Here is a 15,938-nt window from a genome sequence, read left to right as displayed (position 1 = left end):
GCTCACCTCTTTCCATTCCGAACAGAGCAGTTAAGTCCACTAGCGCAGATGGTACTACGTAAGTGGGAGAGTATGTCGCCGCCATTCTTACAAAAAGAAACCCTTTCTAGAAATAGAAAGGGTTTTTTTGTGCCTTTTTTTTAGGGAAGTAGTGGGTTTTTGAGGGGGATTTTTTTCTGATGGTGAGGTCGTTACCTGTATTTTTCGTATTTTGGTGTTAGGATATGCAAAAACAGAAATTGAGCTGCTAAATACACCTTACAGATAGATTTTACTGGACTTTTTATGCATTTGAAATTACGTGAAGTAAGTATCAAATTATTGGGAAGTATACATTTCTATATTATGTAAAGGTTTGTTTTTTACATTAATTTTAGAGCAATAAGAGATATGAGATATTATTTAGAAACAAATGCACTTTATTCTATTGAGAAAATCTGTGCTGAGAACAAGAAAAATTTATTCACTTCAATTTTTTCTTTGTATGAATTGGTGTCAGGTATTAAAAAAGACAATTTCAATAGAAGAAAAAATATCTTAAATAAAGTAAAGAATTCAAATATTTTTATAGATCGCGAAATGCCCGAAAAAAAAATATTTGATAGTTTTGATATAACAGCAAATTATGATTACTTAGAAGAGCGTGTAGAGCCACTTATGCAGATCATTGATAATGTGTTGTCTTCTGAATCGTTTGAGATTTTTTCTAATAATGATGCATATAGAACACAGAAATATAATTTTGATTATTTTAAAAATCTGGATAACACATGGAGCAAAGGATTTATTGAGAATACAATAAAAGGAAATAAATGGATAAAGGATATCGTGCAGAATGGAGAAAATGAATTTAATTTTAATGGTATTAATTATAAAATAGATAAGAACAGAGATTTAGATGCTTTTTTTACAAATGAAAAAATATCTAATCAGAGTTTTACGATTTATGCTCTAGGTTTGATGATTAAAGATAAAGGGATTGATAGCTCAGATATGGAGATTTATGAATCGTATAATAGACTAATTACTGACTATATTCACGCATTTTCTAAATTTTGTGCGAATAAGATGGTTACGCATAATTCTCCAGCAACTAATGACTTTACAGATTTAACGCATTTACTTTATCTTAAATCGACGGAAGAGTCGATGATTGTTTCTGACGATAGTATTTATGATAATTTTTCGAATAAAAAGAGAATAAGTGTCGATGAATTGATTCAGACTAACGCAAATAACTTAGTCTAAGTTTTCTTGTAGTTTAACTCAGTAAGCAACCCAAAACATCAGGGTCGACTTAGATCAAATAGTTGTATCATTATTTACTAGGCACACAATTAGTTTATTAGAAGTAAAGCAATAAAACCAAAAAAATAAAATTTTTAGCAGGTAAAATATACCCAATTCCAAAACCTCAAAAGTTTCACTCTGCCATTATACTCTTATATTATAATGACACTGTTAAAGCATACTCTACCTCTGATTTTGATGGAAGCTTTAGGTTTTAAACCTGAATTAATTACTTGAAAATCCTATATTTATGCTGCGAATACAGGTTGTCTTCCTAAGAAAATTATGTTTGATAACTTTAATAAATCTATAGTAATCACCTTAGAACAAGACTCAATATAAGGTCTAAATTATGATCAAGTAATAAGACTTCATCATAACAACAGACCTATTGATTGATTTTTTTTTGCTCAATTAAATTACTAGCGTAATCATGAATGGCAGTATCTCATAACTTATTCATTTTACGGAGAGTGTCTCCATAAAATGGATACTTCTACAAAGTATCTTTCCATTTTTGAAAAATTTCCCAAAGACAAATACCATTACTTACCGAAACATTAAAAGAATGTTTTGTTCCATATTGTGGAATTTCAATGGCATGCTCACAGAGGTTTACAACCGTTTGTTGTACACCTTCTACTTCATTTCCTAAAACAATTGCTATTTCTTTTCCTGTAGGATAACTAAACTGATCTAATGAAATGCTGTCTTTTGTTTGTTCTAAAGCAAAACATTCAATGGATTTTTGCTGTAAAAACTGAATACAGTGTTCCGTTTTTTCAAAATATTCCCATGCTACAGACTCCGTTGCTCCAAGTGCGGTTTTATGGATTTCTTTATGCGGCGGGGTTGCAGATATTCCGCAGATAAAGATTTTTTTTACCCTAAATGCATCTGCAGTTCGAAAAATAGAACCAATATTATTTAAGGAACGCAGATTATCAATCACGATATAAATAGGACTTTTATCAGCACTTTTAAAATCGGTGATATTGAGTCTTCCGAGTTCTTCGTTTTTTATTTTTTTGTTCATCTTTTTTATAAGACTTTCTTTGATTTATTCTTTATCAAGTTCTTGATAACGATAGCGAATCATTTCTTGAAGGAGTTCTTTTGGTAAATTTTGATTGAACGGAAACTTCACCACTCCTTTTCCCAATTCAAAATCACCTAGTTGGTCTTTAAACGCCTCTAAAGTTGACGGAAAAGGGTAGAAGGATACAAATTTAGCATAAGCAGCCATCATAAGTTGTTGGTTGCTTTTGTTTTTAGGATTCAACTTAAAATTTGGAGCTTTAGTGTTTTCCACTTCCTCAACATCTGGGAGGGTTTGATGAATAATGGCTCTGATTTCTTTTAAAATTTCTTGAGCCTCAATTTTTTGATTTTCGATATAATCATCAATAGTTTTATATGTGGGCATTCCGCCTTTTTTTGCCATGACTTTGGGTGTTTTTACAGAAAGATAAAATTAGCTATTATTATCGGTATTGTAAAATATCAAGAATATGCAAAAGACATTTTTTTTCCACCCTTCGTTATAGTGATTTTCAAAATTCAGCTTTTACAGAAAAAGACATTTTTTCACCCGTAACTGGATGATCAAAAGAGATGCTTTGGGCATGAAGACAAAGCCTTTCTCTTTTTGTTCCATATAAATCGTCTCCAATAATTGGTGTATTGAGTCCATTTTTATGAGCACAATGCACTCTAAGCTGATGCGTTCTACCAGTGATAGGAAAGAGCTTAACCTTTGTTTTTCCGTTTTTAGTTTCCAAAACTTCGTACTGTGTTCTTGCATTTTTTCCGTGCTTATGGCAAACTAATTGGTAAGGACGATTATCTAAATCTACTCTTAGTGGCAGATCAATAAAGCCATTCTGTTTTTGAATTTCACCATCTAAAAGGGCGATATATTCTTTATTAATGGTTTTTTTGAGAAATTGTTTTTGAAGAATCTCATGTGCTTTTTTATTTTTGGCTGCCAAAAGTAGTCCAGAAGTTGACATATCAAGTCTATGAACTAAAAAAGGACCGGAGTAATTTAAGTATTTTTGCTTTAATCGAGTTTCCACAGAATCACTAATGTTTTTCCCAGGAACAGAGAGAAACTCAGCGGGTTTATTAATGACTAAGAGATCTTCGTCTTCAAAGATTGTTTCAAATTTTTTGCCTTCTGCTGGGTTTTGGAGCATCGGGTTTTCGTTTATTTCTAAACCTTGAAGCATAAAGCCTAAAATGGGTTCACATTTGCTACGGCAAGATGGGTAAAAGTTTCCTTGTTTTCTAATTTGCGATGGCGGTGAGGGTCCCCACCAAAATTCGGCTAAAGCCAATGGCTGATAGTCGTTTTTATAAGCAAATTCTAGAAGCTTTGGAGCAGCGCACTCACCTGTTCCAGCAGGCGGCACAATACCTCTTTGTCTGATAAAAATATCTTTTAGGCTATTGGATTCTTGGCGAGCATTATGAAAAATATAGTTTTCAAAAATCCAGTTTTGAAGTTCTTGAGATTTCTTTTTTCTTGTTGTTTTAAGCAATGAAATCTGTTCTTTTTTCGCCGTGAGTATGGTGCGTGTTGGAGCTGTTTTTTCCTCCCATTTTTTTTGTTCTTTTTGCAAAAACTGTTTGGCTTTTAGGCTTTCAATAGCGTGTTTTTTTGTTATTTCTTCAATTTCTTGTGGACTTCCCGTTTCTTTTACTTTTTTTCTAATTGCTCTTCTAATAATCCTTTTGTTCTGTAAATCTTTTTTGATTTTTTCTAGAGCATCATTTTGTTCTCTTGAAATATTTTGAAACTCTTGCTCTAAAAGAAGATAAGTAGAGTCGTTTTCAAGCTTATGAATTTCGGCAGTAAGTTGATTTTGTTTGCTTTCTTCTTTTTTATAAAATCCATCATGATGATGAACGTCAAAAAGGGGAGGAGTAAAGCCTGGATAATGCATGCTATCCATCAGTTTTCCCGAAAAAGCAGAAATAAATCCCAATTGATGATTCTTGTTTTTTACCACTAAGACTCCAAACATTTTTCCTACAGCCTCTTCGTTTTTTTCAAAATACTCTGAGAGTATTGAGTCATTTATTAGTCGATTTTGTAATATTTTGGAGGCTGAAATAGCTAAAGGATGTGGTTGATAATAAAACGGAAAAGTAAATTTTTTAGGCAAATCAATTTCCTTAGCTAGATCTTCAAATACAGTAAAAATAGATTGTTTTTGGGTCATTGGATAAGCGTTTTTTTGTAGTGCTAAAATGATTTTATCATGTCAGTAAATTAATACATAAATGGATTTTTTTTACTGAGTGATTATCAATTCCCCCTTTTGAAGGGAGGTAGGGGGATGTTATATCTTGTTTGATAATCGAATAACATTTTTTTAGTTTCTTTTTCGAGGTGTTTACTTTGTGTAATATACCTTTTCCCTCCCGAAAAATCGGGACAAGCTATTCAAAGGGGGCTTATGACAGTGAGTGAATTAACACCATAAATGGAATTATTTACAAAAAAAAGCTACTTCGTTTTAGAAAATGAAGTAGCTTTTTGAATGATTTTACCTGACACAAAAAGAACTTTAGTTCTTTCCGTGGCATTGTTTATATTTCTTTCCAGATCCACATGGGCAAGGTTCGTTTCTTCCTACTTTCATACTTTTTGCTGGTTTTTTATTTTCTCCAGCTTCGTCTCTATTGGTAGAGAGCATTCTTGGGTCTGGGTTATTTTGATTCATTGATGGTTCTGAAGTATTTGTTACCCATCCACCTTGGTTTCCAGTATTGTTGTCTTGCTTCTTTTCTTGAGCTGTTGTTACTTGTTGCTGGTTAGCAGAAGCGTTGTTTATTTCTACTTGCTGAAGTTCTACTTGTTCTTGTGGAGCTTCTTGCATAGGAATTTCAGCTTTAGATAAGAAAGAAATCATATCTCTACTTACATTTTCAAGCATCGCAGTAAAGAGGTTAAAAGATTCCATTTTATAAATTAAAAGTGGATCTTTTTGCTCGTAAACAGCATTTTGAACAGATTGTTTTAAAGAATCCATTTCTCTTAAATGCTCTTTCCAAGCTTCATCGATAATGGCTAATGAAATTCCTTTTTCAAGATCTGTAATTAGTGTTTTTCCTTCAGATTGGAAAGCTGTTTCAAGGTTTGATCGAATTTGAATAGCTTTTTGACCATCAGTAAATGGAATCATCATATTCTCAAAGCTATTACTTTGATCTTCATATACCTGTTTTACTACTGGGAATACATTATTTCTTACTCTATCTGCTTTTTCATGGTAATGTGTTATTACGGCATCATAAAGTTTTTGAGAAAGTTCTGGAGCTTTGGTATTTTCAAAGTCTTCTTTTGAAAACGGTGAATTCATGGCAAATACTCTAATCATTTCTATGGAGAATCCATCAAAATCGTTCATTGGCTTAAAGCTGTTAACGATTAAGCTAGTCATATCCTCAAAAGTATTAGCAATATCTACTTGTAGTCTTTCTCCAAATAATGCATGGCGTCTTCTTTTGTAAACTACTTCACGCTGAGAGTTAATGGCATCATCATATTCAAGAAGTCTTTTACGTACTCCAAAGTTATTTTCTTCTACTTTCTTTTGTGCATTTTCTATAGAACGAGTAATCATAGAGTGCTGAATAACTTCTCCCTCTTGCATATTCATTCTATCCATCATTTTGGCAATTCTTTCTGATCCAAAAAGACGCATGAGTTTGTCTTCTAAAGAAACAAAGAATTGTGAAGAACCTGGATCTCCTTGACGACCAGAACGACCTCTTAACTGTCTGTCAACACGTCTAGAATCATGTCTTTCTGTTCCAATGATGGCAAGACCTCCATTGGTTTTTACTTCGTCACTTAGTTTGATATCTGTTCCACGACCTGCCATATTGGTAGCAATAGTTACGGCAGAACGATGACCAGCTTTGGCAACTATTTCTGCTTCACGGGCATGTTGTTTGGCATTCAAAACATCATGATCTATTCCCTTCATTTTAAGAAAACGAGAGAGTAGCTCTGATATTTCTACAGAAGTGGTTCCTACCAATACTGGGCGTCCAGCTTTGGTTAATTCTTCAATTTCTTCTACAACTGCATTAAATTTTTCTCTATTGGTTTTATAAACTTTGTCTTGGTGATCTTTTCTTAGAATAGGTCTGTTTGTAGGGATTATTACAACATCTAGTTCATAAATATCCCAAAGTTCTTTTGCTTCTGTTTCTGCAGTACCTGTCATTCCCGATAGTTTATTGTACATACGGAAATAGTTCTGAAGGGTAACGGTAGCAAAAGTTTGTGTAGAAGCTTCGATATTCACCGCTTCTTTTGCTTCAATCGCTTGGTGGAGTCCGTCTGAATAACGTCTTCCTTCCATAATACGTCCTGTTTGCTCATCAACAATTTTTACTTTATTGTCCATAACTACATATTCTACTTCTTTTTCGAATAATGTATAGGCTCTAAGTAATTGGTTCATGGCATGAATTCGTTCACTCTTGATAGAGTAGTCTCTCAAAAGCGCATCTTTTTCAGCGATGGCTCCTTCGTCTTCACGTCCTTGAAACTTGTCGATTTCTGTAGCAATATCTGGAAGAATAAAGAAATGTTCATCGGCTACATGTTGACTCAAAAGTGAAAAACCTTTATCGGTTAATTCTATTTGATTGTTCTTTTCTTCAATAGTGAAATAAAGATCATCATCAATAATATGCATTTCCTTGTTTTGGTCTTGCATATAGTAGTTTTCGGTTTTTTGAAGTAGTGTTTTTACTCCATCTTCCGAAAGATATTTGATCATAGCTTTATTTCTTGGAAGACCTCTAAATGATCTTAAAAGTTTTTTACCACCTTCTTTAGAGTCACCACTTGATATTAGAGATTTAGCGCTAGAAAGTTCTTTTGTGATCAGTTTTTTCTGAGCTTGAACGAGTTTTTCTACAAAAACCTTCAATGAATCATATACTTCATGACTAGAAGAACTCTGTGGCACAGGTCCAGAAATGATCAGTGGAGTACGAGCATCATCAATTAAAACAGAATCCACCTCATCAATAATGGCGTAATTGTGTTTTCTTTGAACTAAATCTTCAGGGTTTTGAGCCATATTGTCACGCAAATAGTCAAAACCGAATTCATTATTCGTTCCGTAGGTAATATCTGCCAGATATGCCTCTTTTCTTTCTGGGCTATTAGGCTGGTGAATATCAATACAATCTACTGTAAGTCCATGGAATTCATAAAGAGGTCCCATCCAGTCACGGTCACGGGTAGCAAGATAATTGTTTACGGTTACAAGGTGAACACCATTACCTGTAAGTGCATTAAGGTAAACAGGAAGGGTGGAAACTAAAGTTTTTCCTTCTCCTGTTTGCATTTCGGCTACTTTTCCGCTAGTAAGTACATTTCCTCCAATAAGCTGAACATCAAAGTGAACCATATTCCACTTTATTTCATTTCCTCCAGCTTCCCAAGTCGTGTTCCATACGGCTTTTTCACCATCAATAGTGATATGTCCATTGTCCATGGCCAAATCTTTATCCATTTCGGTAGCAGTAACTTCTATACTTTCGTTTTCAGCAAATCTTCTTGCTGTTTCTTTCACAACAGCAAAAGCTTCTGGTAGAATCTTTTCTAGTACTTTTTCAGAAGCTTCATAAGATTGAGTTTTTAGTTCATCAATCTGATTATAAAGAGCTTCTTTTTTCTCGATAGATTCTTCCTTTTCTGCTTGAATATTAAGATCCTTAATTTCTTTTTCAAAATCGGCAACAGCTAAATTTAGTGCTTCTTTAAAAGTTAAAGTTTTGGCTCTTAAATCATCATGAGAAAGGTTGTGCAGTTTCTCATATTCTGCATTTATCTGTTTTACGATAGGCTGAATAGCCTTGATATCTCTATCCGCTTTAGATCCAAAAAACTTGGATAATACGTTATCTAATAATCCCATGGATTTCCTTGTTTATTCAAAGTAACAAAAATACACTAATCTGAGTGTTATACTAAAAAATTCGTGATCAGTTTGTCAAAAAAAATTCCATTTTGAATATTGTAGACAGATTGGCAGATATAATTTGATTTAACGGATCAAAACGTAGGTGTTTTTGTAGAAAATGGTTGTGAATATCAATAATCTTCAAAAGATGTTTTTTGATGAAATCATAAAACCTATTTCAATTCATATTCCTTTTTAAGGATCAGATATTCTTTCATTAAACGATTAATATCTTGACGATTGGTTCCGTCATAGTATCCACGAATTCTCCATTCTTTGTCCACTAGAACAAAATTTTCGGTATGGATAAAATCTCCAAAATCTCCTTTCCATTCTTTTTTAGCAGCGAAATAAGATTTTCTTGCCAAATCATTAATATGCTGAAGTTCTCCTGTGAGCAGCTGCCATTTTGGTAGTTTTGCTCCATGTTCCTTACCATATTCCCAAAGAACCTCTGGTGTATCTTCTTTGGGTGTTACAGAGTGTGAAAGAATGACTAAATCATTATCATCAGCAAATTTTTCATTCACACGTTCCATTTGAAAAGTCATTTTTGGGCAGATATTCGTACAAGTAGTAAAAAAGAAATCTACTATTTTAATTTTCCCCTCAAAATTCTTCTTAGATACTAGCTCACCTTTTTGATTTATTAGAGAAAAATCTGCGATAGAATGGGCACCTTTTTTTCCTTGCAAAGATTCATCTACCAATAAAGGATTGACATCTGCTGGAGAAAAAACTCTTAGTTTTGCTTCCCTCTGAAACATAGGCATAGCAACAAGTGCTGCTACTAATAATACCCCAATAAAAACGATAATTTTTACGGCTCCTCCTTTGTTTTGTGCTTTACTCATCAATTAATTCTTTTAGTCTTTTGATTTCGTCTCTTAGTTTTGCAGCTCTAGGAAAGTCTAGCTCATCGGCCGCTCGTTCCATGGCTACTCTAAGTTTTTTTACTTTTTGCTGAATTTGTTTTTTCGATAGATATTCCATTTCGCTTTCAGCAACGCTTTCTAGAATATCTTTTTCTTCTTCTTTTGGTTTTGAAATTGTATCAAAAACCGATTTAATTTCCTTTTTTAATGCTTTGGGAGTAATTCCATGTTTTTCATTATGGGCAATCTGGATACTTCTTCGTCTTTCTGTTGCCGATATCGTTTTTTCCATAGAATTGGTAATCTTGTCGGCATATAAAATGGCTTTTCCTTTGGGATTTCTGGCAGCACGCCCTATAGTTTGCACCAAGCTTCTTTCAGATCTAAGAAAACCTTCCTTATCGGCATCAAGAATTGCTACTAAAGAAACTTCGGGTAAATCTAAACCTTCTCTCAGTAAGTTTACCCCTATCAATACATCATAGAACCCTTTTCTAAGATTATGCATGATTTCTATCCGATTCATTGTATCAACATCCGAATGGATATAGGCACAGCGAACTCCATATTTCCCCAAATACGTCGTCAGTTCTTCTGCCATTCTTTTAGTAAGTGTGGTGACTAAAACTCGCTCATCTATTTCAGCTCTTATTTTGATTTCTTCCATCAAGTCATCCACTTGGTTTCCGCTTGGTCTCACCTCTATTTCGGGATCAAGCAAACCTGTTGGACGGATAATTTGCTCTATAAACATTCCTTCAGACTCTTGAAGTTCATAATCTGCTGGTGTGGCAGAAATATAAATAGTTTGACTAACCACTTGTTCAAACTCTCCAAACTGCAAGGGTCTATTATCTAATGCTGATGGTAAACGAAAACCAAATTCTACTAAGTTTTCTTTTCTTGATCGGTCACCGCCATACATGGCTCTAATTTGTGGAATAGTTACGTGACTTTCATCAATGACCATTAAAAAATCGTCAGGAAAATAATCAATCAGGCAGAAAGGGCGGGCTCCAGGAACTCTTCCGTCTAAATAACGAGAATAGTTCTCGATTCCCGAGCAGTAGCCTAATTCTTGAATCATTTCTAAATCATAGTTCACCCTTTCTTCCAAGCGTTTTGCCTCAAGACGTTTTCCTTCATCTCTTAGATAATCTAAGCGTTGCCCTAAATCCAAACGGATTTGTTTCATGGCACCATTAAGGACATCTTGTGAAGTAACAAAAAGATTGGCAGGATATACAGTGAGCCGATCTAAGGATTCTATTTTATGATTTCCTACGGGATCTCTACTTTCAATGGCCTCTAGCTCTTCGTCCCAAAAGTGCAAACGATAATAAATATCTCCATAGGCAGGGAAAATATCTACAGTATCTCCTTTTACTCTAAAGTTTCCAGCTCTAAATTCTGTTTCTGTTCTTGAGTACAAAGAAGAATTAAAAGCATGAAGAAGGCTATTTCTGCTTACTTCCATTCCTACGTTGAGTTCAATAGTGTTTTTATTAAACTCTTCAGGATTTCCTATTCCGTAGATACAAGAAACGGAAGAAACAACAATGACATCTCTTCTTCCTGAAAGCAATGCTGAAGTTGCGGCTAATCTTAGTTTCTCAATATCTTCATTAATAGATAAATCTTTTTCTATATAGGTTCCTGTGGTGGGAATATAAGCTTCAGGTTGGTAATAATCATAATAAGATACGAAATACTCTACAGCATTATTGGGAAAAAATTCTTTAAGCTCTCCATAAAGTTGTGCCGCCAAAGTTTTGTTATGAGATAAAACCAAAGTAGGTTTCCCCAGTTCTTTAATAACATTCGCAACAGTAAAAGTTTTCCCAGAGCCCGTAATTCCTAATAAAGTTTGAGCGGGCAAGCCTTCCTCTACACCTTTTACCAATTGTTTTATTGCTTCGGGTTGGTCTCCAGCAGGTTTGTAGGACGAATGTAAATCAAATGCCATAGTGTTTTTATCTTACAGATTTGCTATTTTTTTAAGCTCTGTGTTTATTTTTTCTTCTAAAGATTTAGAAGCCTTTATTAAAGGCAATCTTACTTCATCTGTTGTAATGATTCCTCTAGATTTTAGTGCCGATTTTATTCCTGCAGGATTTCCTTCTTCAAAAATAAGATCCATCATAGTGTTTTGAATATAATGATTTTTTAAAGCTTCTTCTTTTTTTCCTTCTAAAGCAAAACGAACCATATCACTAAACACTTTTGGAGCTCCCATAGCTTGAACCGAGATTACACCATCTCCACCCATGAGAGTCATGGCGCAAGTAATGGCATCGTCACCAGAAAGTACCAAGAAATCTTTTGGTTTATTTTCTATAAGCTTCATGGCTTGATTAAGGTCTCCTTTTGCTTCTTTTACGGCGATAATATTACCAAAATCATTGGCTAATCTTAAAACTGTTTCAGGCTCCATATTAGAACTCGTTCTTCCTGGAACATTATATAGAATGATCGGTTTTGGTGCTACTTTGGCTAAAGCCGAAAAGTGTTGATAAATTCCTTCTTGAGAAGGTTTATTATAAAAAGGAGAAACCGATAAAATAGCATCAATTCCTTCAGGACATTCTTGAATTTGATGAACCATTTCTGCGGTATTGTTTCCTCCAATACCAAGAACTAAGGGCAGCTTCCCTTTGTTTTTATCAATTACAAATTGAATAATATCTGCTTTTTCTTCTTTAGATAAAGTAACAGATTCTCCTGTGGTACCAAGAATCACTAAAAATTCAACTTGCCCTTGGTGCATATCTTTTACCAATGCTTCCAAAGAATGATAATCTACCGAAAAATCGGTGTTAAATGGAGTAACAATAGCGACTCCTGTTCCTCTAAATTTTATGTTTTCCATCATGATTTTTTTTATCAATCCAATAATATAAGGTTCCTACAAAAAATGCACCTCCAACAATATTCCCAAGTGTAACTGGGATTAAATTATTTACTAAAAAATCGCCCCAAGAAATAGGAGCTCCCAAGAACATTCCCAAAGGAATAAAAAACTGATTGGCAATACTGTGTTCCATTCCCATAGCTACAAAACCCATGATAGGAAACCAAATAACTAATACTTTTCCTGCAAAACTTTCTGTTCTAAAAGCCATCCAAAGAGCTAAACAAACTAACCAATTACAACCAATAGCTCTCAAAAAAGCCACTTCAAAAGATAAATGCACTTTTTTTTCGGCAATGGTTTTTGCAAAATTCATTTGAGGTTCTCCCAAAAGTTCTGCTAAATAAGTTAAAAAATATGCCACAAACAAGGCTCCAATAAAATTGGACAAATAGACCAATGTCCAATTTTTCATTTGATCTTTAAAAGTGGCTTTTTTCCCCATAATAACAGGAGGATAATAAGAAGTGTTTCCCGTGAAAAGTTCGGCACCAGCTAAAGCAACCAGAATAAGCCCTAAAGGAAATAATGCACCAAAAATGAATTTTACCATACCCGGATTTTCGACCTGAAGTGCTGGTAACCCACCTGCCACTTGTACAGAAAGTAACCCACCTAAAGCAATAAAAGCTCCTCCAAAAAATCCTAAAATCAATAAAGATAAAACGTTGGTTTGGTTCTTCTTTTCTACAATTTTATCTGTAAAACCCGTTAGTGTCATTCGTAAATATTTTGGCAAATTTAATGGCTTTTATTGTCATGAAGTTGTTTTTTTTGATGGATCATTAGATTTTGAACAAAAAGATTTAAAAACTTGATAAAATATACGTTTTTTGATGTTGTTCTCGATACAATTTCTTTTCCGTTTCTCTCCAAAGAAATCACTCGAACTGACATACTCGATATAATTTCTTGTCAGTTCGAGTGGTTTTTGATGAAATGCAATGAAATCAAAAATTGTATCGAGAATAAAAAGCTGTTCAATCCTCTGTTTTTCAAAATAATTGCATAATTTTGCGGGTCTTTTTTAGGTATTGGTATTAGAGAAAAAGACATAAGTATTAACTTAAAAAAAATGATAAAGTGTAGTAACGCCTTGTAAATCTGATACAAAACCACTCTTATCAAAGCAATTTGTATGTCAGAAGAGACTAACAACTTAGAGAACTTCGATTGGGAAAAGTTCGAACAAGGTCAGAGTTCATACTCAGACGAATCAATGAAAGAAATGACAGCTATGTATGAAGGAACTTTAAGTTCTATCAACGAAAACGCTGTTATTGATGGTTTCGTAACCGCTCTTACAGAAAGAGAAGCGATTATCGAAATTGGAGCAAAATCGGAAGGAGTTATTTCTTTAAATGAATTCCGTTATAACCCAGACTTAAAAATTGGAGATCGTGTAGATGTAATTATCGATCAAAGAGAAGACAAGTATGGAGCATTGAAATTATCACATAAAAAAGCAAGAGCAATTGCTTCATGGGATAAAATCAATAAATCATTTGACGAAGAAACTACAATCCATGGTTATGTTAAGTGCAGAACTAAGGGTGGTATGATCGTAGATGTATTTGGAATTGAGGCTTTCTTGCCAGGATCTCAAATCGATGTTAAGCCTATCCGTGATTACGATCAGTATGTAGGTAAAAACATGGAATTCAAGGTAGTAAAAATCAACCATGAATTCAAAAACGTTGTTGTATCTCACAAAGCACTTATTGAGGCTGATATTGAGCAACAAAAGAAAGAAATCATCTCTAAACTTGAAAAAGGTCAAGTACTTGAAGGAACTGTTAAGAACATCACTTCTTACGGTGTATTCGTAGATCTTGGAGGTATTGATGGTTTAGTACACATCACAGATTTATCTTGGTCAAGAATCAACCATCCATCGGAAATTGTTGAGCTAGATCAAAAAATTAATATCGTAATTCTTGACTTCGATGAGGAGAAAACAAGAATTCAGCTTGGACTTAAGCAACTTTCTGCACATCCATGGGATGCATTGGCAGAGGAAGCTAAGGTAGGTGATACTGTAAAAGGTAAAGTAGTTGTATTGGCAGATTATGGAGCATTTGTAGAAATTCTACCAGGTGTAGAAGGTCTTGTTCACGTTTCAGAAATGTCTTGGTCAACACACTTGAGATCAGCAGGTGACTTTGTAAAAGTAGGTGATGAAGTAGAAGCTGTAATCCTTACTTTGGATAGAGAAGAGCGTAAAATGTCTCTTGGTATCAAGCAATTGACTCCAGATCCATGGGCTGATATTAACGAAAAATACCCACAAGGAAGTACAATCAAAGGTAAAGTAAGAAACTTTACTCACTTCGGATTATTCCTAGAACTAGAAGAAGGAATTGATGGATTAATCCACATTTCTGATCTTTCTTGGACTGAGAAAATCAAGCATCCAGGTGACTTCTGTAAAATAGGAGATGAGCTAGAAGCTAAGGTTCTTGAAATCGATGTTGAAAACAGAAGATTGAGCCTAGGTCACAAGCACGTTACAGAAAACCCATGGGAAGCATTCTCTACAATCTTCGCAGAAGGATCTGAGCACGAAGGAAAAGTAGTAGAAGCTGGTGATAAAGGTGGAAGCATCCTTTTTGAAGACGAAAAAGTAACTGCTTTCTGTCCTAACCGTCACATGCAAAAAGAAGAAGGTGGAGCATTAGCTAAAGGTGATGTTGTTAAATTCAAAGTAATTGAATTTAACAAAGGATCTCAAAAAGTTGTTGTTTCTCATAGTGCTATCTTCCGTGATGAAGCTGTAAAAAGCAACAAGAAGAATAAAGATGCTGTAAGCAGATTGAATGCACAAGCTGAGAAATCTACGCTTGGTGATATTTCTGCACTAGCAGACTTGAAAAACAAAATGGATAACGAGAGCAAATAATCTCTGATTCCTTTTTAATATTCTAAAAAACCACTCTGCTTGCAGAGTGGTTTTTTTGTACAGATATAATTACTTTTGAGAAATCAGTCTGTTTACAATAACAAAAGGCAAAAGTTGTAATACCGTTTGCGGTGTTAATTTACCCATAAGTTCTAGCTTCTTTTTCGGATGCGTTTACTTGGTATAAGATCCCCCTTTCCCTCCCGAAAAATCGGGACAAGCTATTCAAAGGGGCTTAAACAGTGAGTAAATTAACAACGTAAGCGGTATAATTACCGTAACAGATATTATCCCAAGCAAAAAAAATATTAGAATAATGCTACTAGCCATAGACGTATACTATAAAGAACAAAGAGCCAAAGTTGTTGGTGCTTTGTTCCAATGGGAAGATGTAGAACCTATTAAGATAATAAGTTGCCAATACAATAAAGTATTACCTTATGAACCCGGTAACTTTTATAAAAGAGAATTACCTTGTATATTAGAATTATTAAAACAAGTAAAATTTGATGAATTACAGGCTATTATTGTAGATGGACACTGTTATATAGACAATAATAAAAATTTTGGATTGGGGGGCTTTTTATGGAAATCCTTAGATAAAAAAATACCTGTAATAGGTGTAGCTAAAAAAAGTTTTTATGAAACAGATAAGGTGTCATTTCCTATTTATAGAGGGAAAAGTAATTCTCCTCTATTTGTTTCTAGTATAGATTACAATACAGAAGAAGCCATAGAAAACATAAAAAATATGCATGGTGTGTATAGAATGCCTGAAATTTTGAAAACAGTGGATCAATTAACAAGATTATTGTAACTATTCCGTGTAGAAACATTATTGAACTCATGTAAAAATAGAGAATAAAATTATTAAACATACCCATATATTTAAGTTAAGGACGGAGTATGAATAAACAAACCCAAATTAAAAAACCCAACGAAAATCAATCGTTGGGTTGAATAAT

The 15,938-nt window shown here is 34.0% G+C and carries 11 protein-coding genes and 1 rRNA gene; 4 read left to right on the top strand and 8 right to left on the bottom strand.

What is annotated here, in order from left to right; translation table 11 throughout:
- Together rrf and N4A45_07245 are read left to right on the top strand one after the other, a co-directional pair.
- Window positions 1–87 (top strand): 5S ribosomal RNA (gene rrf / locus N4A45_07250); the annotation flags it as partial.
- Between the two features lie 303 nt (window positions 88–390).
- Window positions 391–1,248, top strand: a complete 858-nt coding sequence (locus tag N4A45_07245) for a hypothetical protein (protein ID MCT4665013.1) — start codon at window positions 391–393, stop codon at window positions 1,246–1,248.
- A gap of 538 nt (window positions 1,249–1,786) precedes the next feature.
- On the opposite strand, the gene N4A45_07240 is transcribed toward N4A45_07245, so the two are convergent.
- From N4A45_07240 to N4A45_07205, 8 genes are all read right to left on the bottom strand, one after another.
- Complete coding sequence (locus tag N4A45_07240; protein ID MCT4665012.1) at window positions 1,787–2,326, bottom strand: RNA methyltransferase; 540 nt, start codon at window positions 2,324–2,326, stop codon at window positions 1,787–1,789.
- A gap of 24 nt (window positions 2,327–2,350) precedes the next feature.
- A complete protein-coding gene (locus N4A45_07235; GenBank protein ID MCT4665011.1) occupies window positions 2,351–2,734 on the bottom strand; it encodes a DUF1801 domain-containing protein in 384 nt (127 codons plus the stop codon).
- 109 nt (window positions 2,735–2,843) lie between these two features.
- A complete protein-coding gene (locus N4A45_07230) occupies window positions 2,844–4,517 on the bottom strand; it encodes an RluA family pseudouridine synthase (protein ID MCT4665010.1) in 1,674 nt (557 codons plus the stop codon).
- Window positions 4,518–4,865: 348 nt separating this feature from the next.
- Window positions 4,866–8,243, bottom strand: coding sequence for a preprotein translocase subunit SecA (secA, locus tag N4A45_07225; GenBank protein ID MCT4665009.1), 3,378 nt, complete (start codon window positions 8,241–8,243; stop codon window positions 4,866–4,868).
- 218 nt (window positions 8,244–8,461) lie between these two features.
- The gene (locus tag N4A45_07220; protein ID MCT4665008.1) at window positions 8,462–9,142 is read right to left on the bottom strand and encodes an SCO family protein; all 681 of its coding nucleotides are present in this window, start codon (window positions 9,140–9,142) and stop codon (window positions 8,462–8,464) included.
- Window positions 9,135–11,129, bottom strand: a complete 1,995-nt coding sequence (gene uvrB / locus N4A45_07215; protein ID MCT4665007.1) for an excinuclease ABC subunit UvrB — start codon at window positions 11,127–11,129, stop codon at window positions 9,135–9,137. The genes N4A45_07220 and uvrB overlap by 8 nt, the downstream gene beginning before the upstream one ends.
- Window positions 11,130–11,141: 12 nt before the next feature.
- Complete coding sequence (gene dapA / locus N4A45_07210) at window positions 11,142–12,032, bottom strand: 4-hydroxy-tetrahydrodipicolinate synthase (protein ID MCT4665006.1); 891 nt, start codon at window positions 12,030–12,032, stop codon at window positions 11,142–11,144.
- Window positions 12,013–12,795 carry a formate/nitrite transporter family protein gene (locus N4A45_07205; GenBank protein ID MCT4665005.1) on the bottom strand — a complete coding sequence of 261 codons (783 nt, stop codon included), beginning with the start codon at window positions 12,793–12,795 and terminating at the stop codon, window positions 12,013–12,015. Before N4A45_07205 ends, dapA begins: the two co-directional genes overlap by 20 nt.
- A gap of 417 nt (window positions 12,796–13,212) precedes the next feature.
- Here N4A45_07205 and rpsA point away from each other — a divergent pair, with 417 nt between their 5' ends.
- Both rpsA and N4A45_07195 read left to right on the top strand, forming a co-directional pair.
- Window positions 13,213–14,973, top strand: coding sequence for a 30S ribosomal protein S1 (gene rpsA / locus N4A45_07200; GenBank protein MCT4665004.1), 1,761 nt, complete (start codon window positions 13,213–13,215; stop codon window positions 14,971–14,973).
- Window positions 14,974–15,289: 316 nt separating this feature from the next.
- Window positions 15,290–15,790, top strand: coding sequence for an endonuclease V (locus N4A45_07195; GenBank protein MCT4665003.1), 501 nt, complete (start codon window positions 15,290–15,292; stop codon window positions 15,788–15,790).
- Window positions 15,791–15,938 lie beyond the last annotated feature (148 nt).

Source organism: Flavobacteriales bacterium (assembly GCA_025210805.1).
Classification (GTDB): domain Bacteria; phylum Bacteroidota; class Bacteroidia; order Flavobacteriales; family CAJXXR01; genus JAOAQX01.
This window is presented reverse-complemented; position numbering and strand designations above follow the sequence as displayed.

Coding starts and splice junctions, on each gene's coding strand:
- N4A45_07240 (MCT4665012.1), bottom strand. CDS start 2,326: ATGAACAAAAAAATAAAAAACGAAGAACTCGGAAGACTCAATATCACC.
- uvrB (MCT4665007.1), bottom strand. CDS start 11,129: ATGGCATTTGATTTACATTCGTCCTACAAACCTGCTGGAGACCAACCC.
- secA (MCT4665009.1), bottom strand. CDS start 8,243: ATGGGATTATTAGATAACGTATTATCCAAGTTTTTTGGATCTAAAGCG.
- N4A45_07230 (MCT4665010.1), bottom strand. CDS start 4,517: ATGACCCAAAAACAATCTATTTTTACTGTATTTGAAGATCTAGCTAAG.
- N4A45_07205 (MCT4665005.1), bottom strand. CDS start 12,795: ATGACACTAACGGGTTTTACAGATAAAATTGTAGAAAAGAAGAACCAA.
- N4A45_07220 (MCT4665008.1), bottom strand. CDS start 9,142: ATGAGTAAAGCACAAAACAAAGGAGGAGCCGTAAAAATTATCGTTTTT.
- rpsA (MCT4665004.1), top strand. CDS start 13,213: ATGTCAGAAGAGACTAACAACTTAGAGAACTTCGATTGGGAAAAGTTC.
- N4A45_07235 (MCT4665011.1), bottom strand. CDS start 2,734: ATGGCAAAAAAAGGCGGAATGCCCACATATAAAACTATTGATGATTAT.
- N4A45_07195 (MCT4665003.1), top strand. CDS start 15,290: ATGCTACTAGCCATAGACGTATACTATAAAGAACAAAGAGCCAAAGTT.
- dapA (MCT4665006.1), bottom strand. CDS start 12,032: ATGGAAAACATAAAATTTAGAGGAACAGGAGTCGCTATTGTTACTCCA.
- N4A45_07245 (MCT4665013.1), top strand. CDS start 391: ATGAGATATTATTTAGAAACAAATGCACTTTATTCTATTGAGAAAATC.